This window comes from Nocardia salmonicida NBRC 13393, assembly GCF_001613085.1.
GTDB classification, from domain to species: domain Bacteria; phylum Actinomycetota; class Actinomycetes; order Mycobacteriales; family Mycobacteriaceae; genus Nocardia; species Nocardia salmonicida.
The window spans coordinates 227217-252876 of sequence record NZ_BDBR01000011.1 but is presented as its reverse complement, the minus strand read 5'-3'; the positions used below and the strand labels follow the sequence as shown (position 1 = coordinate 252876).

Below are 25660 nucleotides of genomic sequence, written 5' to 3'. Positions count from 1 at the left end.
CCGCACCCGAAACCCGGGATGCGGCGCGAAAATTCAGGACGAAAAGGCGGAGGCGCAGGTCAGGCGGCTCGCGCGGACGTAAAGCGGCAGTCGGCCGGTTCGCCGAGGTGGCGGCCCTCGCAGGCGACGAGCGTCAGCACCCGTGAGGGCTTCGCGAGCTTGCGACGGGCGATGGCTTCGAAGTCATCGATCCCGCTGGTATTGATGGCTTCGTAGTGCCCGTCAAGGTCCTCGATCGGCCCGCCTAGGTCGGGCAGTCCTGCTTGGCGCCACATTCGTAAGTACAGGCCGAACGCGGTGGTGTTCAACGGCGTTACGAGGCTGGCACGCATCAGCAACAGCACGACCTCGACCGAGGTCCCGGGCTTGGTCGAGACTCCGGTCGCGACCCGCTCGATGAGCTCCCGGGCATGGGCTCGGTAGACGAACTCGGTGGCCATTCGTTCGTGAGTCGCGGTCAACAACGAAAAGCTGTGGTGCATCACGTCAGCCACGTCGGGATGTCGCTGTTGTGCTCGACTGATCTCGTCTTCGGCCCAGTCTTGCTGCGTGAGAGTCGTTGTGAGGGTCCTGATGAACTCTGGTCCGGCAATCTCGCGGAGTGCCAGCTCGATCCTGTTGAGTGCATCGGTCATTGGTGTCCGTTCTGTGCAATCGGTGCCACGGGTGAACGCTCATGTGGGGGTGCGGCGCGAAGACCGCTGGGTCCGACCCGCCGCAACGTGCGACATTCAGCGGATCACCGTTTCGACTGAGAGATGTTGTGGCAGATGTGGTTCCCTTCACAGCACTGGCAAGCCCCGCTGGCGGAGGCGTAGTCTGAAAGTGGAAGAGCCGCTGGTCGGGCCATTCTCAGGAGATTGAGATGCCTACTGGCAAACAACGACGGTCCAAGCGCGATCCCGAATTGAGTCGGCGTTTGGACGAGGTCCATAACGTGATGAAGGTTCGGCGTGACGAAGCCGAACGTCGCGAGGCCGCCATGATGGACGCGGTCCAGGTCTACCTGCGCGCTGCCGGATCGATCCGCCGGTGCACCGGGGTACATGATCAGCGCGTTAGTGAGCTACGCAAACGGATCGAACAGCTGGAAAGCGAGCACGAGGCAGAAGTTGCTCGATGGCTCGGTCAGCAAGCGGGCGCTGTGGCGGAGATACGCGACTTGGGGGAGTCCGATGACAGCATCGGTGAACTGCTCGAATTGACCAACAAACAAGTGCGACAACTGATGGCCTCGGCCCGAGCCTCCGACAGGGCAGCGAACAATCCTAAGCTGCGTGATCGCGGTCGACTCCCCGGATTGGCCCAGGAACCTGGACGGCCAGAGGCTCAGAGGGAACCGCAGGTCATGCCAAACGCTGATGAATCGGACGGTCAGAGTTTGGCGTAGCCGCCGGTGTTCCAGACATGCCAACGGAATTGGCTTGGTGCGAGGGCGACCCGGTAGGGGATGCCGGGTTCTGTTGGGTATGGCCAGTAGGCGACACCGCATCGGTGGCAGTAGTAGGCGTGGCTCCAGACACCGCGCGCGCGGTTGTGCCCGGCATCGACCTTGCCGTTGCGGCGGGCACGCTTGAACGCGACGGTCAAGATCGCTACAACCGGGATAGACAGCACGATTGGAAACAGATAGAGGCCCAGCAGCGAGGCCATCATCCGGATCGGATTGGATGGCAACGGATCCATGGTCAACCCGATACTGCAGAAGCCGAACATGATCAGGACGAAGAACATCAGGACCGTGCCTAGGGCGGACAGCGGGCCCGCCGATGGCAGAACTGGTCGCCACGCCAAGCTTCTGGCTAGGGCGGAGCTGTGGCTGAACTCGTGGGTAGAGGTACCGATGATGGGGACAGTTCCTCCCAGGGCGACGCCGAACCCGGCATGCATGCCGGTGCTGTAGCCGCTGTGCGTTCCCTCCGACATGGCGGCGGGCACGCTCTGGACCAAGTCGATACTTTGGCATTGCGGGCAGCTGATATCGAAGTTCACTGGTCCCCCAAGGACGTGGGTTTCGCTGGAGTTAGTACACGAGAGGTGGTGCCTGGCAACGAACCGTGCATCGATCCAACACCGGATGGCCTCAAACTGTCGATGTGTCCTGGCCCACATCGGCATAGTTTCGGGCGGGGTGTGCGCATGTTGAAACATTGTCTGGCCCAACCCGTCATAGGTGTTCTCCGTGCGCACGATCGCTGTCAGGGTGCGCACGCACAGTCGGCGGCCCAACCTCGGCGTGTGCACGGTCGGTGGCTGCGTGCGCACGCAACCGCTCGGCGTCGCGCAGGATACGGCTGACCGCCGAGCGGCTACATTCGAGCTCGCGAGAGATACGACTGGCATTCCACTCGTCGACATAGCGGTGTGTGAGAACTGTGGTGACAGTGCCGCGATCGCGCCGCCCGCCGGGATCTTGTTCGCAGATCAATGCTGCCAACACGTCGAGGTCGGGGCGTTTGTCCGCAGGTTGTTCGGCGGCGGCGTCCTCGATGGGCTCGGTGGCGGCTGGCTGTGGAGCCGGTAGTGTGACGGGCGCGCTGCGAGATTCGGGTAGTTCGGGTGTGGGCTGTGGTGCTGGGGCTGGAGTTACCGACTCGGTGTCGGTGTCAGGCTGCTGAGTGTGAGCCAACGTCAACAGGGCCAGAGAACTTTGCGTCATGCTCCCCTCCACTATGAGCGGCCAAAGCCATGCTTCGGCGGCGGGCACACCTGCGGTGATCGCCAAAGCGCGCAGCGCGGTGAACGACAGCCAGAACGCGCCACCGGCGATGACCACGGTCAGCGCGGTCGCAGCGCGTCGCGCAGTAGGGGAGGCGGTGTGCGCACGGGTGAGCAGGGCGACGCCGTGCACCGCGGCCAGCAAGGCCAGGGGCGGGATGACAGCGACGGTGGCCGCGACTGCTGGCAAGACGGTCGTATGGAGGACGGCTTGGGTTGCGTTGCCGACCACGCTGACTCCGGCGGCGATGCAGAGCTCGGTCCAGAAGAAGACGTGCGCACGGTCCATGCGCACGTCTTCGCTCGTAGTCGGCTGAGTTCGGGTAGATCGTGGTGATGCAGGCTGCATGGCTGGTCCCATCGTTCGGGGTGTTGATGGTCAGGACATTGCGGCGATCGGATGTGCCACGCGGTGGCTGACGGGACGGGTCAACACGGCGCGCGGCATCCAGCCACAATGCAACCGCTAAATGGTTGCCAACCGATTTGCGGTTGCATACCGTTGTGTGGGTCGCACCGGTTGCCCGTGATCACTGGGTCGGTTCTGCCTCTACCGTCAAGGAGTGTTCTCGATGACCGATAGCAATACCGCCGCCGACGCCGACCAGCTGGCAGGTGCCCTGGACAACTACATCGTCGGAGCGCTCGAAGCGATCGGAGCTCTCGACCTCGCCGATATGACGCGAGAACGCATCGCCGAGACCGCCCCCACCCTGGCGGCGTCGCTGTGTAGCGACGATGATGAGGTCGCCGCGCAGACCGTGATCGACCTCGCTGGCGTCGCCTGGCCTGAAGAGCCTGAGCCGGTGTGGTGGCGAACACCGGTCGGGCGCATGGTGGGCCGCTCGGTCGGCAGGGACGACACCGAGTCGGTGTCGTACTCGGTGGCCGCGGCGATGCTGGGAGTCGCCACCGGCACAGTGAAATCGATGATGGCGCGTGAGCGCACCGACCTGGATCGCCACCCCGACGGCGGCTTGACCCGAGCGTCGGTGCTGGCGCGTATCGCCCGCCTCGACCGGCCGTGACCAGCTTCCGATTCAGGCCGCGCGGGCGCTCGGGGTTTCCCGAAACTTGGTGCGGGCGAGGCTTGCTGAGCTCGGCGGAATCGGGCATCCCAATGCGTCACGTGATGCTCGGCGTCGGGAGTGGGACCGCAAGGCGCTCCCCACTATGTCACCACTAATTCAGCTGGGCGGCCCGTTGCTGACCGTTGTCCATCGTTGTCGAAAGTTGTCGTAGCCAGTGCGTTTCACCAGGTAGGAGCGCAAATCAGTTGTCCGATTTGTTGTTTGGAGTTGTCTATGGTAGCCCGTCTCGCCTGTATCGAGAAGGTCAGGGGTTCGATTCCCCTTAGCTCCACATATGCGCAGTTCAGGCCATGTTTTTGGTCTGATTTGCGGGCTATGTGGTCACCAGTAAGTCCCCACTAATTCAAGTGGCGAGTGTCCGGCGGGGTTCGAGTTGGGCAGCGTATTTCGAACGGATTCGCGAGCGGTCTGAATCCGTTATCCGGTCACCGCTCGGTTGAGGACATCGGCGGCGGCCTTGTGTGGGCGTCCACGTGCCATGTAGTGGCGTTGGGTCATGGCAGGGTCGACGTGGCCGAGGACATCGGCAGTGACACGGGCCGACAGGCCGGCGTCGTCGAGGATGGTGGCCACGGCGTGGCGGAAACTGTGTGGGGTGATGTCCTCGGCGAATCCGAGGGCTTCACGGACTCGCTGCCAGCCGTGTCCGACGTTTTGCGGGTCACGCAATGTCCCCACGGCTGAGGGGAATACCAGGTCCAGCACTTCGATTCCGGGGTCCGGCGGAGAAGCCGGTCGGCGGTTCGCCACCGCGGCTTTGCGGCGTTTGAGCATTTCCACCGCGAACTCGGGTACTGCGATGGTGCCGGTCCGGTTCTTCGGGTCGTCTTTCCTGGTGACCCGGACCAGTCCTTTGCCTGCGACGCGGACGAGTTTTCCGGTGGGGCGCAGGGTCGCGGCGTCGAGGTCGATGTCGGTCCACAGCAAGGCGAGCATCTGGGAGCGGCGCAGGCCGGTGGCGGCGTAGAGGGTGATGACGTCGGCGAGGTCGGCGCTCTCGCAGTACGCAGCGACGGTCGGTGGGGTGTAGGCCTTGACGGGTGTGCCGCGTTCTCGTTCGGCTTTGGCGAGCTGTCGCGGGCACGGGATCTGGGAGGTCCGGACGGCGGAGAGGATGAACCGCAGTTCGTCGGTGGTGAGGTCGCCGGCCCCGCCGGTGCGGCCTTTGGCTTCGATATTTTTCGGCATCTGGACCTCGCGGACCGGGTTGACTTCGAGGGGGCTGGTGCGGACGGCGTAGCGGAACATCCCGGAGAGCACGATGCGCCCGGTGCGCATGTTCGAAGGGCCCCTGGCCTTTCCGACTTCGGTGAGGAAGGTTTCGATGGCTGAGGTGGTGACTTCGAACAGGCGCCGGTCACCGAAGGCGGTGTTGAACATTTTGGCGACTTCGTCGTAGCGGGCGATGGTGTTTGTGGTGCGGTCTTGTGCGATGAGGCTCGCGCGGTAGCGGACCCAGAGGTCGCGCACGGTCATGGATGTGGACAGTTCCCCGCCGAGGCCGACGGTGATGACGGCTGCGGCTGCCATGACGGCGTCGAGGGCTCGTTGGCCGGTGCGGTCGGGGATCGGGCGGTGGCGGGAGTCGAGTTTGGTCGGGGAGACACGCATGAGCTCTCGGCGTTTTCCGGAGGAGTCGCGGACCCGGACGCGGGCTTTCCAGTGCCCGGGAGCGAGTTCGGTGAGCATCGGTTTGCCGGGGACCCCGAGGGGCCGGGGTGGTCTACCGCGGGTCATGGGTACACCGATTGAGTCGGTTGTTGTGGGTGGCGGCTGTCTTGGTGTGGTGTGGCAACGAAATCCCTTTCCGTTCGGTGAGTTGGGGAGTCGGCGTCGTCTGCGGGTGGAGTTCGGGGTTCGACCTCGCGCAGTGCGCGTCGAGCACGCGGCGTCGGTCCACGTGACCTGTGTCTGGGGAGGCGACTTTTCTGAATGCGCAGCTCTAGCGGCTGCTGCGACCATTACGGTGGCGGCGGCGGTCGACCGTGTGGAGGATTGCTATGTCGCGCGAGAGGCGCCATGACCGTCTACCTGGCCCTGAACTAGCGCACCGGGCCCTGATTCGGCGTCGTCGAGTAAGTCCATCTCGGCGACGGCGACTGCCAGACTTGTCACCCCGCCTACGAACTGTTCGGTGTGCGCGTCGACGGCCACCCCTCGCGAGCGAGGATGAAGCCTCCCGATCGAGCTGCGGCACCTTTGCGTATGCGTGCTCCCCGGGCGCGCGGAATGAAGCCAGGGTGGGGGAGGTGCAGCTGTCCGGCCTACAGTGCTCCCCGCCCGAGCGGGGATGAAGCCACCGCCGGCCCCATTACAGGCAAGTCATGAGACTGCATGGTTCTGAGCGCCAAAGTGAACACCACGCGAGCGCGAATCCCGACACCACCTGCCGACGGCTCGATGTCCGTCAGCGCGAATTTCAACACCGCCGCCCGAGCTCGGCTCGTCCGGCGCGCTCGCCGTCCGGCGGCGCCAAGCCGCCGATCGCTGCTGATCTGGGCGACCTCCGCGTGCCGAGGGCGATTCGGCGGCACGACGACCCGCAACGCAACGGCCCTTCCTCTGGCTCGGGTGGTGTCGAAATTCGCGCTGACGATCGGCAGACCAAGATCGCGAAGTGGTGTTCGAGTTCGCGCTCGGGTGGTGTCAGTTTTCGCGCTCTTAGCCAACTGCATGCCGCTGCGGGAGATGCCGATGATGGATCATCTCCGTGTCGTGGGTATCGGCGAGTTCAGCCAGCATCTGTGCTGAGGGATCGCATCGACTGTCCGGTGACAGTGAAGATGAGCCACGCCAACCTCGCTGACCTGCGGTGGCCCATTTTGAGTGGCAGACTCCCCGACCCGATTTGCCATTCAAAGTGAGCCAACTCTCTCCATCGGCCACGGCGAACTGGCTGGTCGGGCTCTCGATGGTCCAGGTTCAGTGGCAAGGCTGCGTCGATGGCTCAGGTGGGTTGGCAATAGCCTATTTTCACTGGCAACGGACATCGGCTGAAGCGTTGCTCAGTGTCGGATCTCACCGATCCGATTGGTGAATTCTGACGTCGCCGGGTGTGGCAGGGCGGGATTGTCGACCAGTTGGCAGCACGCAACAGTGACAGCGGCGACCAGCAGAGTTCCGGGCGAAGATCCGTTGAGACAACGCTCAGCTAAGCCAGCGACGGGCCACTGGCCAGCGATAATCCCGGCGACGTCGATGGTCACCCCAGCCATAATCTCCGACGTGAAAGAAGTCGAGGTCGTCGTCCAGTACGAGCGCGCGACTCTGCACGTCGGCGGGGTGTTCCTGAAGATCGACGCTGAACAGTCGAACACCGACACCAAGGTCGAGGCGATGGCCGGCACCGTTCCCGACTCCGGATGTTCTGTGGCGTAAGCCACCAGTGCTCGCGCTCGCCGCTCTGCCAGGATTGGCACTCGGCGCCTCGGTGAGCCGTCGACCGCATCGCCAGCGGCGTGGGCCGCAGCGGGCGCCACCATACGGAAGCTGCACGACGCGCCGCTACCGCCATGGCCCGGCCGCAGCCTCGACGCGCACGCATCGGAGCTCAACCGCAAATGTGCAGCGCTTACCAGGAGCGGGGTGGCCCCACCAACGTAGTCGCACACAACCGCCGGATAGCCGAGATCGCGCTTCGGCCGTGAACGCCGGCATTCACCCACGGCGACCTCCAGATCTCCCATGTGTTCGTCGAAGGCGATGAGGTCACTGGCGTTAACCGGTGCAGCGAGGGAAGGCGTTTCTCGCGGGGTGGGCGGTCGTTGGCGATCAACACCGCCATCCACGACAACGGCAGTGTCACCCCCATGATCGCCGCGGCCACCCAGCCGGGACCACCAGCGGCGTACACGGCGGTGGCCAACAGCAACGACGGCACCCGACACGCCATCAGGACCACGTACTTGCGGACCCGACGGCGATGCTGTTCGGGGTAGGACAAGCCCACGGCGGTGATCAACGCCGCCTGCCGCTCGTCCCCGTCGGCGGCAGAGCCCGGCGCAGACCGTTTCATGCGCAGGCCTTACCCGCCTGTGCCGGACCGAATCACCGCGCGAATGTCGGATCCGCAGTGAGCGCATTGCTGACTGTATCGTCGGCCCGGATGCGATGTCGGTGACCGGCGCCTGGCCGAGCTGCTCCTGCGCGATCACGGCGGGCGAAGCAGATGCCGGTACGCATTGCCACCGATGTCGACGGGTGGGGCCCGGGAACTGTTTTAGGCGAGCAGGCGCGGGCATTTCGCAACAGGTCGTGTTGGGGCGATCGGATCGTGCAGTCCCGAGTGGCGAACTGACTTGTCACAGGGGGCGGAAAGGGGCTGTGATGGTGTCGAACACAGTGGTCTCGCTCCTGGTGGCGAGTGGGGAAGGACCGCCGGGCTTGTTGCCCGCTCGCCAGCAGATGGCGTTCTCGTTGGGCTGGCATATCGTGCTGGCCTGTTTCGGTGTCGCCTTTCCCGCCATGATCTATGTCGTGCACCGGCGTGGCCTGGTCCGGGAGGATTCCGTCGCGCTGGGGCTGGCCAAAAGGTGGGCGACGGTCTCGGCGATCCTGTTCGCGATCGGTGCTGTTTCCGGGACGGTGCTCAGTTTCGAAATGGGGCTGTTGTGGCCGGGGCTCATGGGCCGCTACGGCGATGTGCTCGGTCTGCCGTTCGCCTTGGAGGGCCTGGACACCAGTTATCGGGGCCCACCCGGGCGCGGACAGCCTCGATGTGGGCGCCGCAGCCCGACCAGGTGGTTTTACCGCAGGTGCGGCATCGCACCGGTGAGCACATCAGCGGGCCTCCTCGGTGGTGGCATCAATTGTGGGCGGGCCTTGATAGGGGCGATGCAGGGCAGCGAATCCCGGGGTGGTCGCGGCGGTGACCAAGGCGGCGAGCAGGCCCGGGCCGCGCTGCGCGGTCGGGGATTCGGTCAGGACGGGGCCGTGGAAGCCGTGTCCGTCGATGACGATGATCGGACTGCCACCGGCGCTGCCGAGCGCGTCCTGACTGGCTCGGTGGGTGTTCGCGAGTTCGGCGTCGAGGGCGGTGTCCTCGGTACGCTGGGCCAATGCCGGATCCAGGCCGGCCTCGGTGAGTGCGTCGGTGAGCGCGTCGTGATCGATCTCGTCGCCGCGAACGTGCAGTCGTGTCCCCAGCGTCTCATACAGTCGCGCGAAGGCCTCGCTTCCGGCGGTGTCGGTCGCCGCGGCGAAGACCCGGCCGAGGCGGCGTGATCGCTGGATCATCGGCTTGTGATCGGCGTCGACGTCGCTGCCTTCATTGAGCACCGCCAAGCTCATCTGTTGTAGCCGCACAGTGTGCGGACCGGATTCGGTGGCGGCGAGCAGCCACCGCGAGGTCACCCATGCGAACGGGCAGACGGGATCGAGATACAGGTCGATTTCGGCCATCGACGGCCTCCTGAGGGAAATGGTAGGAACGGCGGCTGGCGCCTTGGCATGAGCCGTGGGCCGCCGCGCAGGGTTTCGATGCGGTGCGAAAGTTGGGCCGATCAGTGGCTGCCGCGGGGTCGACCCTGCAGGTCGACTCCCAACACCGGACCGAGCAAGCAGAAGTTGAACACTCCCGCCGCGATGGGGACCAGCCCGATGATCGCCACCACGATCCCGGCGGTCCCGCCGACCAGGAGCAAACCCGCGGCGATCACCACGATTCCGGCGGCGATACGGGCCAGGCGCCCGGCGGTACTTCGCATGAATTCGACGATGCCCATAACGCTGCACTCCTTCGACACAGGAACAGGGGTTGCGCTCGACTATACCCCCTGGGGTATTGTCGAACTCGATATCAATATACCCCAGGGGGTATTAAAGGAGGGTCGGATGACCGAAACGAAGCTCGATACCGCCTCGGCGAAACCACCCCGCACGACCTCCGGGCCAGGAATGCTGGGCCGGTGGGGCGCGTTCATGGCCGGGCGCACCCGGGCAGTGATCGGGATATGGCTGCTGGTGCTGATCGCACTGGGCGCGGCCGCGCCGAGTGTGTTCACCTCCCTGGCCGGGGCAGGGTGGCAAGCCAACGGCTCGGAATCGGTCCGTGCCCGCGAGCTGGCTCAGCAGCATTTCGGCGGTAATTCCTCGGCCGCGGTGCAGGTGGTGATCCATTCCGACACCGCCACGATCGGTGGCCCGGCGATGGCACGGGTGGTCGAGCAGGCCACGGCGGTCTTCGCCGGGGACGAGCGGATCGGGCAGGTGATCGCCCCGCAGCCGGGGTTCACGATCAGCCCTGACGGACACACCGGCATCGTGATCGCGGGCGCCAATGCCTCCACCGATGACATGGTCAAAGCCGTCGACGAGCACAAAGCCGCGTTGACCGCGCTGTCGAAAGACGGGATCGAGGTGTATCCGACCGGGGCGTCGGCGTTGTGGAGCGATTTCAATGTCGCCAACCACGACGCGATGATCCAGGCCGAGATGTTGTCGTGGCCGGTCACGTTGGCGATCATGGTGCTGGCGTTCGGTTCGCTGGTCGCGGCCGGGCTGCCGCTGCTGCTGACCCTCGCGGGCTTGGTGGCCTCCGCGGGTGGGTTGGTGCTGCTGAATCAGATCACTCCGATCTCGGTGTGGGCGATGAACTTCGCCATGATGTTCGCCCTGGCCCTGGGGATCGACTACGCGCTGTTCCTGGTCGCGCGCTTCCGCGACGCGCTGGCCCGCACCGGCGATCCCCGCGCCGCGGTCACCGAAACCATGGACACTGCCGGCAAAGCCGTCCTGCTCTCAGGGCTGACGGTGCTGGTGAGCTTGTCGGCGGTGCTGATCGTGCCCGCTCCCGCCGTGCGGACCATGGCGGTCGGGATCATGCTCGCGGTGGTGTTCGTCCTCGCCGCGACCCTGACCCTGCTGCCCGCCGTCCTCGGCGCGCTCGGCACCAAGATCAACGCCGCCGCGCTGCCGTACGCGCGCCGCCAGCAGCACCGCTCGCCGGTGTTCGCGCGCTGGGCCCAGATCCTGCACAAGCATCCGTGGCCGTTCGCCGCGGTGGCACTGGCCATCCTGATCGGGCTGGCCGCACCGGTGTTCGGGCTCAAGACCGCGATGCCCTCGATCGCGGTCGTGCCCACCGACGCGCCGGTGCGCCAGGGCTATGAACTGATCGCCGAGCAGATGGGCCCCGGCGCCCCGGGCATGCTGTCGATCATCACCTCGACCGCCGACGCGGCGGCCACCGAGACCATCGCGCGCGCCGGCGACGGCATCGTCATGCTCACCCCGCCCCAGCTCGCCGTCGACGGTGCCGATCTGGTGATGATGCAGGCCATGCCCGCAGTCGATCCCTCCGCACCGCGGATGGCCGAAATCCTGGACCGGTTGCGTGCCGACCTGCCCGCCGACGCGGTGGTCGGTGGCGCGGCGGCGGAAAACCTCGACCTGCAACAAGCCCTCGACGACTATCTGCCGATCGTGGTGGTCATCATCTTGGTGCTCGGGTTCGTGTTGTTGCTGATCGCGTTGCAGGCCCCGCTCATCGCTGCCCTGGGAACCCTGGTCAGCCTGCTCTCGACCGCGGCCGCGTTCGGGGTGGCCAAGCTGATCTTCCAGGACGGGCACGGCGCCGAGCTGCTCGGCTTCACCCCGCAAGGGTTCCTCGACGGGTGGGGGCCGGTGTTCTTCTTCGCGATGATCTTCGCCATCGCCATGGACTACACGGTGTTCTTGCTGGCCACCGCCAAGGAACACTACGAGCGCACCGGCGACCCCCACGCCGCGCTCCTGGACGGGCTCGCGCATTCGGGGCGGGTCATCTTCGCCGCCGCGGCGGTGATGGTGGCGGTGTTCTTCACCTTCGCCCTGGCCGACCCGCTGCCCCCGAAGGAGATGGGCATCATCCTGGGTGTCGCGGTCCTGCTCGACGCACTGCTGGTGCGGTTGGTGCTGTTGCCGGTGATTCTGCGCCTGACCGGGCACGCTGCCTGGTGGAGCCCGGCGTGGCTGACCCGGGTGCTGCCCACCATCAGCTTCGCTCACCACTGACCCACCGGCCAACCCACTTCCTCGGAACCCCCTATACCCCATGGGGTATAGGGGGGAGGATCCGAGAAGGGAAACATCGATGATCGGCAACGACGACGCTATCGCGCAGGTACTCAACAGGCTGCGCCGCGCCCAGGGCCAACTCACCGGGGTGATCGCCATGATCGAGGACGGGCGCGACTGCAAGGACGTGGTCACCCAACTCGCCGCGGTCTCCAAAGCGCTCGACCGCGCCGGATTCAAGATCGTCGCCACCGGCCTGCGCGAATGCCTCACCGAGACCCCCGAGGGTGAGGCCGCGCCCATGAGCATCGACGAACTGGAAAAGCTCTTTCTCGCCCTGGCCTGACCCCGCACAGCGCGGGGTCGGGTACGCACACTGGAAGGACTCCCGCCGATGGCATTGCCACCGCGACCGCACGGATGGACCATCACCCGCCTCGTCCCGGCCCTGGCCGGGACCCTGGTCCTGCTCAGCGTATTGCTGAGTGTGACCCTGTCCCCGTGGTGGCTGATTCTGGCCGCCCTGGTCGGGGCGAACCTGCTGCTCTACAGCGCGGCGGGCTGGTGCCCGGCCACCCTGGTGATGCGCCGACTCGGTCTGACCGACACGACCTGCCCAACCCCCACCGCCTGACCACTCTCCTCGGATCGGAGCACACGAATGGACCTGGCCCTGTCGACCACGCTGCACACCACCTTCGACGACGCGCTCGAACGCACCCGAGACGCGTTGGCCGAGCAAGGATTCGGCATCCTCACCGAGATCGACATGCAAGCCACCCTCAAAGCCAAACTCGGCCACGACATGGAGGACTACCGCATCCTCGGCGCCTGCAACCCACCCCTGGCCCACCAAGCGGTCGAGATCAACCGCCAGATCGGGCTCCTGTTGCCCTGCAATGTCGTGGTCCGTCGCGACCGGACCGACACCGACACCATCATCGTCGAAGCGATGAACCCCCAGCTCATGGTCGCAGTCACCGGTCAGCCCGCACTCGATCCGGTCGCCGAGGATGCCACCACCCGCCTGCGCGCAGCCCTGGCTGCGCTGGGGGCCACGGGGATTTGACATGACGCCCACCGTCCCGGTCTATCCCGGTCACTGCGCCAGACTGCCGCGCCTTCCCAACGAGCCGATCGTCCCTACGGCCCTGAGCCGATTATCGACGACCCGAATAACCTTGGCACGCCGCTCGGTGAGACCACCCACCACATCTCACTCCGGCCTTCGCCAAGCCTAGGCTTTCCGACCGACCCGCCGAGCAAGCGCGCCGGTTCGAGACCTCGGACTCCGAGTGCACCGGTGGTGACTGGTTGCAGAGCGGGACCGATGGCGTCCTTGCCGGTGCCCGGCCGGGGGGATGCGTATCGCACTCACATGTAGCACCGGTGCATCAGCCACTGGCACTGAAGCAATTGAATATCAAGGAAATGATAGAATGATTGCCAACGCGAGGTGGTATGACGTGAGCAATGGGGCTGGATACATTGCAGCGCAGCTTCCTTCCAGAACCCTCATCAGCAATTACAGTAGCTATAGCCCGAAATCCTTTCTAATCTGCAGCAGACCCCGCACCCCAGCGCGGTCCTGAACCTGCTCGTCGGCCGTGCTGGGCCTGGCAAGCCACAGCAAAGCGACCGAGATGGTACGCCTGGAATGTAGGCCTTTGATCGGACTTCGTTGTCATGCGAAATCCGCCTAGAGCAGTCCAATATTCTCGGTGTGCAGCGTCGCAGTCGGATCGATTCGGATCCCCCGGGCTCGCGACGACGCATCGATAATTCCCCAAATGATAGCGCTGAGATGATCCCGGAAGGCCGAGCGGGACATCGCGGATGGGTCGGCTTGCGAGTTAATCCACCAATCGGTTGCGGAGAGGCTGGCCCCTATGATTGACTGCACGACCAAATCTATGCCGGTGCTGTCCGCGCCAACGTTCTCCAACACGGCGGCGAAATGGCCAGCAATGAAACCGGCGAGCTCGCGTGCATCCTCCAGGGCCTGATCGGATTCTGATGAGCTCTCGCTAAAATGACTCCGCACGAGATATTTGAAAACGTTGCGGTGCTCGTCGACCAATTGCGTATATTGCTCGACGAGCTGATTCATCACTTTACCGATCGGCTCGGATCCGAAGTCGACCGCATCGAGAATGTTGGTCCACATGAGGTCCTTCGCCCGCTCCACCACAGCGGCACGGAGGCCCTGTTTGTCGTTGAAGTGGCGATACAGCTTAGGTTTTGTTGCGCCTGCTTCCCGGGCGATATCGTCCATGCTGGCCTCGGGGCCATATTTAGCGAAGGCTTGGTACGCGGCATCGACCAGCTCCGCGCGCACTACGGCCCGATGCTCTTCCCAACGGCTTGATCGTGCGTCAACTCGCCGAACCACCGAGCTACCGACCTCCAACATTTTCCGTCGCGCGCCTGCCACGATGCCGATCTTACGCTACGGGCTACACGGATGGACAAGTACACGAGGTCGGCAGCCCGTTAACGCCTGGATTCTGGCGATGTCACCGCCGGACGGCCACTGCCGGTTGTGGACGGTTAGCCGAATGTCACAATGACAGTATCGGTGATCGGTAGAGACTGGCAAGCCAGGCGGTCGCCCTCCTCGATGTCGTCCTCGTCGAGTACGTCGTTCACTCTCATCTGTATGTCACCATCTATGACCTTGCATACGCACGCGCCGCATCCGCCTTCGCGGCACGAGTACGGCGGCGAAAAGCCCTCGTTCAGCAGGACTTCGACGAGCGTAAGATCCTTGGGCCATTGAAGCTCGGCACGGTCACCATCGAGGTAGACCACGAGACGTGCCTGCTCCGTGGTCATCGACTGCTTGACGCCAATTTCGGTGTCGAATGGATCGGAACGAAGAGATTGGAAAATTTCTCGATGGAGATTGCCATGCGGGATGCCGACATGATGCGCTACGTCGCCCACTAGGTCCATGAAAGCTGCTGGACCGCACACGAAGTACATTCGATTCTTATATGCGCTGCAGAGTTCTGAGAGAGTTTCTCGGTCCGGGAGTCCTCGCTCGCTCTCCAGCCATTCTATGAGAATGAGCCGTTCCGGAAACTGTTTCGCCATATAGCGAAGGTCTTCGCCAAAAATTACGCTCTCTGCGTCCTGGTTCGCGTAGAAAAGCACAAGATGGCCATCACCCTCGAGCAGGGCTGACTTGATAATTGAGATGATCGGCGTGATGCCACTGCCAGCTGCTAGCAGTACCATATCCGAATTCAAATCCTGCGGCGTGAAATGTCCGCTAGGCGGTAGCACGGACACGATAGTGCCAGTGGCGATATTGTCGCACAGCCAGTTGGATCCATACCCACCCGCTGTGCGTTTTACTGTGACAGCCAGCTCGTCCTCGGTGTGCGGAGAACTCGACAGCGAGTAGCAACGGGCTACAGGTTCCCTCTCGCCACTCCCAGGAATGCGCAACGTCAGGAACTGTCCCGGAGTGTACGAGAATGTTGCCCATTGATGCTCCGGGACTTCAAACCATATCGAGACCGCATCCTGCGTCTCCTGCACCACGCGTGACACAGTGAGCTCACATGGCATATTTTTCTTCGAGAACATTCCATCTCCCTCGATGCTGGACAGCCACTGTCGGAAGTCCCGTCTAGCCCGGCGGACCGGCATCAAATATTGTAATTCACCAGACCGTATCGGCGACCTATCGCGAATCCGAGGCGGGCCAGAGGCGCGTTGAGGTCCTGGTACCTAGGCCCTACCGCCCGCGTAATAACATCGAAGCCGAGGGCGTCAGGCCCGATGAGAACGCGTGGCTTATTGCGACGCACGCCTTTAATGATTGAATCCGCAGCGCCATCGGGTGTCGTGAGAGCAATCCGATCGAATCCGGCAACAATCTTCTTTTGATCGCCCATTGTGCCGACGCCCCGAGCATCCCGTACGATATTGGTCCGGACACCACCGGGATGAACGCAGGTTACACCTACGGGCAAGCGGTTAATTCGCATCTCTTGACGCAACGCTTCGGTGAAACCTCGGACAGCGAATTTGGACGCGTTGTACGCGCTCTGGCTGGGTATGGCCATCAGCCCGAAAACGCTCGAAACATTGACAACGTGGCCGTCACCTGAATCAATCAGATCCGGAAGAAATAGTTTTGTTCCGTTAACCACCCCCCAGAAATTGATGCCCATCAACCATTCGAAGTCGATCCATTCCATGTCCACTACATCGGCGCCTAGCGCAACGCCTGCGTTGTTGACGACCATGCTGATTGATCCGAAGTCCGCCAGGACGCGGTTCCGGTAATCCTGGAATGCGTGACGATTGGCTACATCGAGCTCATAGGGTCGGCATTCTGCACCAAGCGAATTGCAAACAGTGGCGGTCTCCTGTGCGCGTTCCGCGTCGATATCAGCGATCGCGAGCCGTGCGCCGTCGCCAGCCAGCCGAATTGCGACGGCGCGGCCGATGCCCGAACCGCCACCCGTTACCGAGACCACCCGGTCTCTGAAATCTTTCATTTCGGAAGGTTCCCCTTTTCGAGCGCATTCGGGAGGTCGGCGGTGTATTGTGCACCGGCCAACTCGCCGACAAATCCGAAATCCGCCGGCGCCAGTTTGCGAGTGCGCCGCCAGTATTGCCATGTGAAGCCCGGCCAAACAGTTCGGTTGACGCCCTGTGCGTCGAGGTACCAACTTGTACACCCGCCGCTACTCCAGACTCCCTTGACCAGCTTGGCCTGAATTTCGGAGTTGAATTTCCGCTGGACCGGCTCGCGTACTTCTAGCGCAGCTGCGCCACGTTTGTTGACAAGATCGATCGCCGAGATGATGTAACTGATCTGGCATTCAATCATAAAGACTACGGAGTTATGGCCTAGCCCTGTGTTGGGGCCGAGTAGGAAGAAAAGATTGGGGAACCCGGCGGTGGTGATGCCGAGGTGCGTCTGGATCCCTTCGTCCGACCAAACCGTTGCGAGTTCCCTGCCGGACAAGCCCTTGAGGCGAAGACTTTCAAACCCGTCGGTCACATGGAATCCGGTCGCGTAGATGATCACATCCGCTGGACGCTTCTCACCGTTCCGTGACACGATCGCATCCTCGGTTATCTCAGAGATACCTTCGGTGATGACGGTTGTGGTTGGTCGATTCAGTGCTGGATAGTAGTCACTCGAGCCGAGAATCCGCTTACATCCGATGCGATAGCTAGGCGTGAGTTTACCGCGCAATACGGGATCATCGATTCCCTGTGCGATGTTCCACTTGGCAATGCTCTCAAGTGGGCGCATGAGGTTGAGGTGACCATTGAGGCCCATTGACAACGATTCTGCTGACCAGTAGATAGCGGCCCGGACTGCCTTCGCAAGGATCGGCATCCTGGTGAATGCCGCACGGATAGATTCCGGGATCTTGACATTCTTCCTTGGCAGTACCCATGCTGGCGTCCGCTGGTATACGTGCAGTTCAGCGGCTTCCTTGGCAATCTCGGGAATGAACTGAATCGCACTGGCTCCGGTGCCGATCACGGCGACCTTCTTGCCCGCCAATGAGCAATCATGATCCCACTGCGCCGAATGAAAGACTGTGCCGTTGAAGTTCTTCTGCCCGTCAATTGTAGGGATGCTCGGTATGTGTAGCGCTCCGACTCCTGAGACTAGGAACTGGGCGATGTACTCGTGGCCGTCGGATGTGACCAGATGCCAGGCGGAATCATCGGGATCCCAATGTCCGGATTGCAGTGTCCGACCAAAATGAGTGAACCGATACAGATCGTACTTGCGTGCTAGCCCGGTGAGATAGTTCTGGATCTCGTCCTGCCCTGCCCAGAGCCGACTCCAGTCCGGTTTGGGTTCGAAGGAGTACGAGTACATATGCGAAGGAACGTCACATGCGCAGCCCGGATACGTGTTGTCGCGCCACGTTCCGCCGATCTCGGTCTCTTTCTCGATAATTAGGAAGTCATCTATTCCCGCTCTCAGCAACTGTATTGCCATCCCCATTCCCGAAAATCCGCTTCCGACGATGAGGACTTGCGCCCGGTGGACTGTGGCTCGCGCTCCGTCACCTCCCGAGCCATTGGCCTTTTGTGCATACTTGGCAGATCGACTTTTGCTCATCGGTTTCCTCTGGCCGGTGCGGCTCGCCCAGTGCTAGCCGCAAATTCATGTGTCGTGCGAAATTCCTGGCCACGTCCGTGCGCTTGTGTTTTCGCCGGACTGGGCTGCTCACCGCTGGGCGATATCCTCGGGGAGGCTCCTGGACAGACGCCACAGGAACATTGTGATGCGGCCTTCGATCATGCCGGCCTCGTCAAAGAACCGGATCATCGGCTCGGACATGAACTGCAAATTCTCCCGGTAGTGTGGACCGGACTGGCACGCCAAGAACCCACGTAGTGGATGCACGCCGACGACACGGTACAGCTTCGGGTTGATCAAGATGGGATAAGCCAAGTTCGCGACGACCGCGAGCACGCCGCGGTGCCATGCTCTCGAGGCTCGTCCCCGTACGCGCATACCATCGACAAGTTCGGTTCGCGCGAACGTGATGTGGCGTGCCTCTTCGAGTACATGGATCTTCATCAACTGCCGGACCTGTGGCTGTAGACGCTCGTCATTCATCGCCTCGCGCTGGGCCCTATCGAGGATCTCTTCGATCAACAGCGTCGCACCCTGAATGGACGGCCCCAGCGGGATGAAGTGCAGGATCTTCGCCATCGAAAGGAACCCGCGCGGGAGCTTGTAGGGCGGGATGCCCGTTTTGGCAATCAAGCGCGCGAACATCATGGAGTGGCGGCTCTCGTCGCCAACTTCGGCGAGTGCGTACAGCGACTTGTTGTCGACGAGGTCCCCTGTGGTGTTCTGCCGTAGCAATGCCATGCTCAGCAAATTCTCAGCGTAGATGCCGAAGCTGAGAATGCTCACGAGTTCATGCTTGCCCAGCTCAACTTTCTGTGCGTCCGAGAGCCGGTCCCAGATCTCGGTGCCGAAGAGCGACACCCGGTGTTCGGGCAGCCATGCCTTATCCGGCCACCATGGACTATCCCAGTCGATGTCAACCTCGGCGTCATAGGACTTCTCGGCAGAGGTCTTGAGCAGTCGCCCGGCCGATCGTTGAAGATCGGTGCGTCGGCGTCCGCTCACGCGGGCCATGCCGTCAGTGGTAACGGCTATCGGCCCGGCGCTGCGGCTTCGAACTTCGCTTGATGTCATTGGTCCATCTTTCGACTCGGCCGATGGCACAGCATCGGCGTATCTGGCACGGTGTGCCACCCCGTCGGAATGCTTGGACTCCCGCCCAAAGTTACCCGAACGATGGGTAGCGGATACTCGGGGTATGGGGTAACTTTGACTGCGGCAGACCGGATTGTCAAGCGGTCAACGCCCTCGGATTCCGACGTCGGCCCACCACACCGGCAGTGCTGGTGTGGTGGATCCCGTTGCAGGCGTCGGCTGGCGATCACGCGAAGGAAGCCACAGTGAATTCTCATAGTCCGCACGATGACTCCGACTACATCGGGTCCGCGACAGTGATCATGGCAAGCACGGAAGTTGAGGTGCAGGTCGAGCTGCGTGGCTTCTTCCAACCCATCGATGGCCGCTTCTGCTGGTACGGGCGGGTTGGACAGAGTGACATTCTCGACGAGTTTCTGCAGGGTCGTCGACGTTCGGTAGTGGTCCGGACTTCTGCCGGCGAAGCTGCCGGAACCATCGGTGATCGAGACTTCTGGGGTCGCTATCGGATTCAAGGCCGCGGTCGCCCGCCATACCCCACGCCGTCATCACTAGACGAAGTCGAGGCGACGCCGAGTTGAACTACAGACCGCGAAGACGGACGGCGACAACCAGCCGCTTGCGAATGGAACCGGAACCGACATGATCCGCTTTGGACACCTGCTCGACGCCCGAAGATCCGCAGCCTGGACCATGATTGTCACCTGCGGCGCAGTGGCTCTCGTTGTCGCGGCTATGGCAGCGCTCTATACCGCGCTCCCCGCTATAGCCTTGGACACGGGCGCGGATCAAAACGCGCTTACCTGGATAGTCGACGGCTATACGCTGGTGCTTGCTTGCCTCGTGTTGCCAGGGGGCGCGATCGGCGATAGATATGGACGTCGACGTGTTCTGACGGCAGGCTTGGCCGTATTCGCGGTCGCTTCTGTGGTGCCCGTGCTGGTCGATGCCCCGATATGGCTCATGCTCTCCAGGGCTGTGGCGGGAGCCGGAGCCGCCTTTGTCATGCCTGCGACTCTCTCGCTTCTGACCGCAAACTTACCGGTGGACAAACGGGAGTACGCGGTCGGGGTGTGGGCAGGTGTCGCCGGTTCCGGCGGAGTAATCGGTATGGTCGGATCCGGTCTGCTCCTCACACGTTGGTCATGGCACTCGATTTTCGTCGGCCTGACCGTCGTCGCACTGCTGCTGTTGGTGCTTGGTCTCACCGTCCCTGATTCACAAGACACCGAATGCCCGCGGCTGGAGGTTCGCGGCATGTTCTTGGTGGTACTGGCGATCGGGACGACGGTATTCGCGGTCATGGAGGCTCCGACGCGTGGTTGGACCGATGGCTGGGTCTTCGCCATGGGAGCGACCGGCGCAATGAGTGTCGTGGCCTTCATCGTCACTGAACTCCGTGTCGAGCACCCCTTGCTTGATGTACGGCTGTTCCGCCGCCGAGGTTTCTCGAGCGGTGCGTTGTCGATAACCATTCAATTCCTCGTGACTTTCGGTGTGATGTTCCTGCTGGTGCAGCATTTCCAGCTCATCTTGGGGTTCACGCCCCTGCACTCGGCCTTGGCGCTTGCCCCGATGGTTGCTCCCCTCATCGTGATGTCTCTCGTCTCACCGATGATCGCCGCGTGGCTGGGGCTCCGGGTGACGACCACGACCGGGCTACTTACCATCGCAGTCGGCTTGTTGGCCCTCCAGCGCCTCGACACCGGTTCGTCTTACCTCGATGTGCTCTGGCCGCTGCTGATCATGAGCGCTGGCCTGGGCATGTCGGCCGCTCCCGCCACCAACGCGATCATGCTCGACACGCCCTTGGAGAAACATGGGGTATCAGCTGCGGTCAACGACGCAACTCGAGAGATCGGCGCCGCAGTCGGTGTCGCCGTCGCCGGCAGCATCCTGTCGGCGAACTACACGTCGAAGATCGCGGAGGTGTTACCCCGCCTTCCTGAGCCTGCTCGCGACCCGGTGCGGAGTTCGCTGGCTGGTGCACTCGAAGTCGCTGAGCGCGCGGGGGCTGCGGGAGAGCCCCTCGCCGAGTATGCGAAAGCCGCCTTCTGGGATGGAGTGGAACACTCCGCGTTCGCGCTGGCCGTGATCAGCCTCGCAGGCGCGCTGATACTCATCCCGCTCTCTCCTGGACGCACAGTCGACGAAGGCCACAAAGTCAGTTGCGTTCGCCGGGGCCGTCGAAATCGTCTGCGACGCCTCCGGCTTACGCGTGGTGCGCGGAGGAAGCGGTTGGAGTCAATGCCTACCATTGAACCGGCGCAACGGTAAGCCGAACGCACTTTCCGGATCCGTTCACACTTGCGGACCGCTTCAGGGCGTCAGCAGAACAGCCAGTCGGGAGCGAACTCCGGTGATGAACTCTCGTCGCCGACGTGCTCTCGGGTGGTCGGCTAATGGCACATGCCCGATCTGAGTGACTGCCCGGTTGTCGTGGTGTCCGGCCCGAGAGTGGGCCCCGTTCCTGGTCGATAGTTGATTATGTGGCCAGTGTCTCTGATCTTGGAATGACGGGGTCCCGTTCCCGCACATGGACGGACTGTTGGTCGATGCGGTTCGTGGGGTCGGGTCCGTGCGAATCGACGCCGCAACTTTGCGATGCGGTGGCGCTCTGCCCGAGTGGCTCAGCGCCGTCCCGGTGGATTCACGGCCGTATCGGCGGCAACTGGCCGATATCTCGGTCACTGCCAGCGAAGCGGCGATCGTGTTGCTCGTCAGCAGATTGTTCTGCGACAACATCGACTTCGGAAAGACTTTCGCCGAGCAAGTACCTTGGCTCGCCGCACGCCGCGGGCGATGGACGTTGTTCTGCAGCGGGTGTTGGGAGCGGTGGCGTTAGTCCTGGGTGGCCGCCCGGGAGCGCCGTTGGACTGGACATCTCGCGGCGCGGACCGGATAACCCTGCTCCGCCATGTTCGTGCGATCCCTGACCTGCCGCAGCCCAACTATGCGCGGACGGCTCCGCGCTATGCCATGGACACCGCTACGCCACGATCCTGATCGCATGGAATCTCGCCGCCCGATCGACGTGCTCACAGATTGCAGCGCCAAGACTCTGAGAATATGGTTACAGACCCTTCTTGACATCGAGATCATGTGCCGCGACCGGGCCGACCCCTACTCCGGAGGTGTGGCCAGCGGGGAGCCAGTAGGATTCCAGGTCGCTGATCGGTGGCACATCTGGGAGAACCTCGGTGACGCCCTCGAACACGCTATCGCACCGCGCCGACACTGCCTGACCGCCGCGGCGGGCTGCCTCGATGACGCCCCCGCAACTACCCGATATCGCCGAGGTCTCCGCAGGCTTGCATCGTGGTCCGGTCGAGCCAGGTCTGCGCCAAGACAGGGTCGCGATCCGATGCCAGCAGCGTTTCGCCGAGGTCCAGGAATCATCTACGAGTTCAAGCCCTATCTCCTCAGCGGTGGAATAAGGGATGCACCCGACGCCGCCCTGCTGTTTGACGCGATCACCGCCTGCGGCTATCGAAGTCAGCCGAACCTCGTCCGCGCCCATCAGGCCTTCCTCGATGCCGCTCACATCACCGGGCCCCAATTATGACCGAACCTGCTCGCACAGACCCAAATGACCAGTGGCGCTTCGACATGACTCTACCGCCAGCCCGGATTCGACGCACCCGCTGGTCACGTTCGTTCGCCGCGATCATCAAGAGCCGTGTGAGAGGCGACGCCACCTTCGGCGAATCCTCCTGAGCGGCTGAGCAATTCACACAGTCGAATTGCGAAATAGTGCCAGATCCCTGATTCGGCCGGAATTGAACCTGGCACCGATGGAAGTGAGCGGCCCGCGGAAGTAGTCCGCGACTGCCCACGCGATCGCCAGTTTGCGGTACGCGGCAAAGAGTGGTTTACTCAGCGATTTCTCGTAAACCTTGCGGTGGAACTTGTTGTGGGCCTGTTCCATTTCGGCAGTCCGACACCGGGCGCCTGGCGGTGCGGGATGAAGAGGCCGTTCCCTGGTAGCCGCCGTCGGCGATGACCATAGCGGTGCGGCAGGCGTCGGCGCCGGATTCCGTCCAGGCCTGCGGTGCAACGGACGTCCGATCACGACGACGACTTCGTTATCGGGCGTCGATGACGACCAGATGGTGGGTCGAGTACCAGTGGTTCCTACTCGGTGCGGCAATGTACGGTCGCAGGTCGGACCAGGTGCTGACCACCGTAAGCACCACACCGTGCGGGATCGGACCGGGGTCGCAGCGCCAACGTAGTACCAGGTCGTCGATCACCGGGGTTGGCCGGCTTCCATTCCGAGTACCGCCGCGGGTTGACGCATCGTCAGATTCGTCCGCGGTACCTGGCCACCAGTAACACCTGGCCCTCGAAACACAACTCTCGATGTCGGCCCCGCAACGACCGGTCGGTGCCCTCGTGCGGAAGCCGTGTGGTCGGGCGAGCGAACATGCGTGGCCACAGCCCGGAGATCAACTCCATCATCGAATAAGCCGCCGAGTGGCTACCCCCAGAACAATACTCACTGCTAGTCGAACGAATTATGGACAGCCGTCAGGAGGAGCTCATCGGCAAAGCCGCCAGGGGCTTGTTGTTTGCCGGATCAACTCTGTCCGATGAACTATCAGAAGTCCAACGGCTTATGCGGTGACCACCTTCAAGGTCGAAAGTCCGCGAAAAGACAGCCCGGTGCGCCAGCGGGGCTGCTCGACCAGCCGAAGATCGGGAAATCGGGACGCCAGGAGCGGGAACAATATTGCCCCTTCGAGCCGTGCAAGCGGTGCGCCGAGGCAGAAATGGATGCCGGCCCCGAACGACAACGGCGGGACCCCGGTTCGGGTGATGTCGAGACTGTCGGGGTCGTCGAACCGATCCGGGTCTCTGTTGGCTGCCCCAAGCAGGATCAGTACGACCTGACCGGGATGTAAATCAACTCCCGCCAGTCGCGTCGGCTGGAGCACCGTACGCCCGTTGGTCTGGACGGGGGACTCATAGCGCAATAATTCTTCGACTGCGTTGCTCGCCAACTCTGGCCTGGCACGAAGTTCGCGCATTTGGTCAGGGTGGGCGAGCAGCGCGGCGACGCCGTTGCCGATCAGGTTCGTGGTGGTCTCGAACCCTGCCGCAAACAAAAGAATCGCGGTACCGACGCATTCGTCGTCGTCTAGGATGTCGTCGCCATTCGCGACGGCGAGCCGGCTCAGTAGGTCATCGGTAGGGCGGGCGCGTTTGACCGCCAACAGGTCAGCGAAATATGCGGCAAGTTGGTCTTCGGCGTCGCAGGCTGCTGTCAAGGCCGCGATATCGGCACCGGGTTCGAGCGAGGCCAGCAGGGCCCGCACCAGTGGGGCTGCTACTGCTCTATCAGTAAAGGGCACCCCGAGTAGATCTCCAATCACATTCACGGGCAGCGGGAGCGCCAGATCGTTGATGATGTCGACGGAGACCCGTGCTTCCATGACATTGAGCAAGTGGTTGACCTGTGTGACGATACGGCCGCGCAACGCGTCGATGTGCCTCGGGGTGAACACGTCGGCGACCAACCGACGCAGCCGGTGGTGGTCAGGAGGGTTGCGGAACAGCATGGTGCGTCGGAACCGGTGCATGGCCTGATGTTGCAGCTCTTCAGGAATGTCGGACAAGCCGAAGCCCAGCGACTCGTCGGCCTTGCCGAGGCTGCGGTCGCGGAGCGCCGCCGCGCAATCGTCGTAGCGGCTCAATACCAGCACCCCCGATCGTGTAACCAACACTGGTTGCGTCTGGCGCAGCCGCCGGAACGCCTCATAAGGTCCGGCCGAGCCGTGATCGGTTAGCAAGGCGTCCAGGAGCAGTGCTCGCTCGCTCGGTACAGTCATGCCTGTCTCCTTGCACTCACCGGCGACTGCAAGAAATGTTTGACATCGACCACAATGAACAGTGCTGTGGCCGTGACAACCAAATGTCCCCCTGCATCCTCGATTCTGGCCCCGAGATGTAATTTCCGGCCATCTCGAGACCGTAGTTCGGCGTGCAGGGCGTAGGGAGTGTCGAGCTGAACCGGAGCAAGATAGTCGAGGTCGAGATGGCGCGTCACGGCGAGTTCGCCGACGGTGTATAGCAGGAAACCGAATAGGTCGTCGACTACTGTCGCCACAGCGCCCCCGTGCACTATTCCGGGCGCTCCTACATGACGTCGATCGAATCGGTGGTGAGCGACCACGCCGCCTGCGCAGCGCTGGGCCGTCAGAAAATGCCCATGCGGGTTGGCCGGTCCACAACCGAGACAGTTGGGATGGTGGGGAGGCAACTCAGTCGATCGAGGTTCCAAAAGTCGGAACGAACGCACCCATTCCTCCAAGTCGGGATCGGACGACCTGCCGCCCGTGTCCGATAGATTGCTCATGGTCAGCCTTCCTGTCGATGAAGCCGCACCCAACATCGATCTCGAGCGTGACCACTATGCAAATACATATCGCGCACGCCAGAGGTGGTGCGCAGCCGGTGGCCCCATTCCACCACCACCGGCGCGAAACGTGCCGTGCACTGGGAGGTGACTCCCATCTTCGTTTGCAGCCTTTCGCCGATGTCGACGTGCACGGTAATGTCGCCGGTGTCGCGAAAGCTTCGCATTATGGGTATCAATGTCCTGTTCCGTCCTACTCAGGACCAGGCATGG

The 25660-nt window shown here is 63.0% G+C and carries 27 protein-coding genes, 1 tRNA gene and 1 pseudogene; 13 read left to right on the top strand and 16 right to left on the bottom strand.

Going from position 1 to position 25660, the window contains the following annotated elements; all coding sequences use genetic code 11:
- Positions 1 to 59: 59 nt before the first annotated feature.
- Positions 60 to 635: a hypothetical protein gene (locus tag NS1_RS14305; protein WP_062984920.1), complete on the bottom strand. Its 576-nt coding sequence runs from the start codon at positions 633 to 635 to the stop codon at positions 60 to 62.
- 230 nt (positions 636 to 865) lie between these two features.
- On the opposite strand from NS1_RS14305, the gene NS1_RS14300 reads away from it, so the two are divergent.
- Entirely contained in the window at positions 866 to 1390 is a 525-nt protein-coding gene (locus tag NS1_RS14300; protein WP_143876023.1) for a hypothetical protein, read from the top strand.
- On the opposite strand, the gene NS1_RS14295 is transcribed toward NS1_RS14300, so the two are convergent.
- Both NS1_RS14295 and NS1_RS14290 read right to left on the bottom strand, forming a co-directional pair.
- The gene (locus NS1_RS14295) at positions 1375 to 1992 is read right to left on the bottom strand and encodes a hypothetical protein (RefSeq protein WP_157125210.1); all 618 of its coding nucleotides are present in this window, start codon (positions 1990 to 1992) and stop codon (positions 1375 to 1377) included. The genes NS1_RS14300 and NS1_RS14295 overlap by 16 nt on opposite strands.
- 175 nt (positions 1993 to 2167) lie before the next feature.
- Positions 2168 to 3007: a DUF2637 domain-containing protein gene (locus tag NS1_RS14290; RefSeq protein WP_062984914.1), complete on the bottom strand. Its 840-nt coding sequence runs from the start codon at positions 3005 to 3007 to the stop codon at positions 2168 to 2170.
- Positions 3008 to 3290: 283 nt separating this feature from the next.
- Between NS1_RS14290 and NS1_RS14285 the strand changes: the two genes are divergently transcribed.
- Complete coding sequence (locus NS1_RS14285) at positions 3291 to 3746, top strand: hypothetical protein (RefSeq protein WP_063816147.1); 456 nt, start codon at positions 3291 to 3293, stop codon at positions 3744 to 3746.
- Between the two features lie 266 nt (positions 3747 to 4012).
- Positions 4013 to 4080 (top strand) — tRNA-OTHER (locus tag NS1_RS14280).
- Positions 4081 to 4226: 146 nt separating this feature from the next.
- On the opposite strand, the gene NS1_RS14275 is transcribed toward NS1_RS14280, so the two are convergent.
- Entirely contained in the window at positions 4227 to 5546 is a 1320-nt protein-coding gene (locus tag NS1_RS14275; RefSeq protein WP_084503720.1) for a site-specific integrase, read from the bottom strand.
- A 1488-nt stretch (positions 5547 to 7034) separates the two neighbouring features.
- On the opposite strand from NS1_RS14275, the gene NS1_RS41185 reads away from it, so the two are divergent.
- Positions 7035 to 7187 carry a hypothetical protein gene (locus tag NS1_RS41185; protein WP_174562648.1) on the top strand — a complete coding sequence of 51 codons (153 nt, stop codon included), beginning with the start codon at positions 7035 to 7037 and terminating at the stop codon, positions 7185 to 7187.
- Between the two features lie 193 nt (positions 7188 to 7380).
- On the opposite strand, the gene NS1_RS41635 is transcribed toward NS1_RS41185, so the two are convergent.
- A complete protein-coding gene (locus NS1_RS41635) occupies positions 7381 to 7824 on the bottom strand; it encodes a DUF3099 domain-containing protein (protein WP_062984908.1) in 444 nt (147 codons plus the stop codon).
- A gap of 95 nt (positions 7825 to 7919) precedes the next feature.
- Here NS1_RS41635 and NS1_RS42250 point away from each other — a divergent pair.
- Positions 7920 to 8423: pseudogene (locus NS1_RS42250) on the top strand (cytochrome ubiquinol oxidase subunit I); the annotation flags it as partial.
- A 7-nt stretch (positions 8424 to 8430) separates the two neighbouring features.
- On the opposite strand, the gene NS1_RS42695 reads toward NS1_RS42250, so the two are convergent.
- From NS1_RS42695 to NS1_RS14260, 3 genes are all read right to left on the bottom strand, one after another.
- The gene (locus tag NS1_RS42695; protein ID WP_494408692.1) at positions 8431 to 8589 is read right to left on the bottom strand and encodes a DUF8730 family Cys-rich protein; all 159 of its coding nucleotides are present in this window, start codon (positions 8587 to 8589) and stop codon (positions 8431 to 8433) included.
- Positions 8589 to 9209, bottom strand: a complete 621-nt coding sequence (locus NS1_RS14265) for a mycothiol-dependent nitroreductase Rv2466c family protein (protein WP_062984906.1) — start codon at positions 9207 to 9209, stop codon at positions 8589 to 8591. Before NS1_RS14265 ends, NS1_RS42695 begins: the two co-directional genes overlap by 1 nt.
- A gap of 101 nt (positions 9210 to 9310) precedes the next feature.
- Positions 9311 to 9532 carry a YgaP family membrane protein gene (locus NS1_RS14260; protein ID WP_062984903.1) on the bottom strand — a complete coding sequence of 74 codons (222 nt, stop codon included), beginning with the start codon at positions 9530 to 9532 and terminating at the stop codon, positions 9311 to 9313.
- A 109-nt stretch (positions 9533 to 9641) separates the two neighbouring features.
- Here NS1_RS14260 and NS1_RS14255 point away from each other — a divergent pair, with 109 nt between their 5' ends.
- The 4 genes from NS1_RS14255 to NS1_RS14240 all read left to right on the top strand — a co-directional run bounded on the left by NS1_RS14255 (position 9642) and on the right by NS1_RS14240 (position 12873).
- A complete protein-coding gene (locus NS1_RS14255) occupies positions 9642 to 11801 on the top strand; it encodes an MMPL family transporter (RefSeq protein WP_062984901.1) in 2160 nt (719 codons plus the stop codon).
- Between the two features lie 79 nt (positions 11802 to 11880).
- Positions 11881 to 12150: a metal-sensitive transcriptional regulator gene (locus tag NS1_RS14250; protein ID WP_062984899.1), complete on the top strand. Its 270-nt coding sequence runs from the start codon at positions 11881 to 11883 to the stop codon at positions 12148 to 12150.
- A 48-nt stretch (positions 12151 to 12198) separates the two neighbouring features.
- Positions 12199 to 12438, top strand: coding sequence for a YgaP-like transmembrane domain (locus NS1_RS14245; protein ID WP_062984897.1), 240 nt, complete (start codon positions 12199 to 12201; stop codon positions 12436 to 12438).
- Positions 12439 to 12465: 27 nt separating this feature from the next.
- Complete coding sequence (locus NS1_RS14240; protein ID WP_062984895.1) at positions 12466 to 12873, top strand: DUF302 domain-containing protein; 408 nt, start codon at positions 12466 to 12468, stop codon at positions 12871 to 12873.
- 630 nt (positions 12874 to 13503) lie between these two features.
- Here the strand turns inward: NS1_RS14240 and NS1_RS14235 are convergent.
- The 5 genes from NS1_RS14235 to NS1_RS14215 form a co-directional block, all read right to left on the bottom strand.
- On the bottom strand, positions 13504 to 14142 hold the full coding sequence (locus tag NS1_RS14235) for a TetR/AcrR family transcriptional regulator (protein WP_062984893.1): 639 nt from the start codon (positions 14140 to 14142) through the stop codon (positions 13504 to 13506).
- A gap of 212 nt (positions 14143 to 14354) precedes the next feature.
- On the bottom strand, positions 14355 to 15398 hold the full coding sequence (locus tag NS1_RS14230; RefSeq protein ID WP_062984987.1) for a ferredoxin--NADP reductase: 1044 nt from the start codon (positions 15396 to 15398) through the stop codon (positions 14355 to 14357).
- A 62-nt stretch (positions 15399 to 15460) separates the two neighbouring features.
- The gene (locus NS1_RS14225) at positions 15461 to 16318 is read right to left on the bottom strand and encodes an SDR family NAD(P)-dependent oxidoreductase (protein ID WP_062984890.1); all 858 of its coding nucleotides are present in this window, start codon (positions 16316 to 16318) and stop codon (positions 15461 to 15463) included.
- Positions 16315 to 17913 carry a flavin-containing monooxygenase gene (locus tag NS1_RS14220; protein ID WP_084503719.1) on the bottom strand — a complete coding sequence of 533 codons (1599 nt, stop codon included), beginning with the start codon at positions 17911 to 17913 and terminating at the stop codon, positions 16315 to 16317. Before NS1_RS14220 ends, NS1_RS14225 begins: the two co-directional genes overlap by 4 nt.
- A 108-nt stretch (positions 17914 to 18021) precedes the next feature.
- Positions 18022 to 19008: an AurF N-oxygenase family protein gene (locus NS1_RS14215; RefSeq protein ID WP_062984888.1), complete on the bottom strand. Its 987-nt coding sequence runs from the start codon at positions 19006 to 19008 to the stop codon at positions 18022 to 18024.
- 206 nt (positions 19009 to 19214) lie between these two features.
- Between NS1_RS14215 and NS1_RS39025 the strand changes: the two genes are divergently transcribed.
- From NS1_RS39025 to NS1_RS40025, 4 genes are all read left to right on the top strand, one after another.
- Complete coding sequence (locus tag NS1_RS39025; protein ID WP_022565921.1) at positions 19215 to 19610, top strand: DUF4873 domain-containing protein; 396 nt, start codon at positions 19215 to 19217, stop codon at positions 19608 to 19610.
- Between the two features lie 61 nt (positions 19611 to 19671).
- Complete coding sequence (locus NS1_RS14210) at positions 19672 to 21306, top strand: MFS transporter (protein ID WP_063816138.1); 1635 nt, start codon at positions 19672 to 19674, stop codon at positions 21304 to 21306.
- 259 nt (positions 21307 to 21565) lie between these two features.
- Positions 21566 to 21874 carry a hypothetical protein gene (locus NS1_RS40790; protein ID WP_062984887.1) on the top strand — a complete coding sequence of 103 codons (309 nt, stop codon included), beginning with the start codon at positions 21566 to 21568 and terminating at the stop codon, positions 21872 to 21874.
- Positions 21875 to 22393: 519 nt separating this feature from the next.
- Entirely contained in the window at positions 22394 to 22594 is a 201-nt protein-coding gene (locus tag NS1_RS40025; protein WP_143876026.1) for a hypothetical protein, read from the top strand.
- A gap of 165 nt (positions 22595 to 22759) precedes the next feature.
- Here the strand turns inward: NS1_RS40025 and NS1_RS14200 are convergent, their stop codons facing one another.
- The 3 genes from NS1_RS14200 to NS1_RS14190 all read right to left on the bottom strand — a co-directional run bounded on the left by NS1_RS14200 (position 22760) and on the right by NS1_RS14190 (position 25387).
- Complete coding sequence (locus NS1_RS14200) at positions 22760 to 22957, bottom strand: hypothetical protein (protein ID WP_062984885.1); 198 nt, start codon at positions 22955 to 22957, stop codon at positions 22760 to 22762.
- Positions 22958 to 23645: 688 nt separating this feature from the next.
- Positions 23646 to 24860, bottom strand: coding sequence for a cytochrome P450 (locus NS1_RS14195; RefSeq protein ID WP_062984883.1), 1215 nt, complete (start codon positions 24858 to 24860; stop codon positions 23646 to 23648).
- A complete protein-coding gene (locus tag NS1_RS14190) occupies positions 24857 to 25387 on the bottom strand; it encodes a PaaI family thioesterase (RefSeq protein WP_022565926.1) in 531 nt (176 codons plus the stop codon). The genes NS1_RS14195 and NS1_RS14190 overlap by 4 nt, the downstream gene beginning before the upstream one ends.
- Positions 25388 to 25660: the final 273 nt, after the last annotated feature.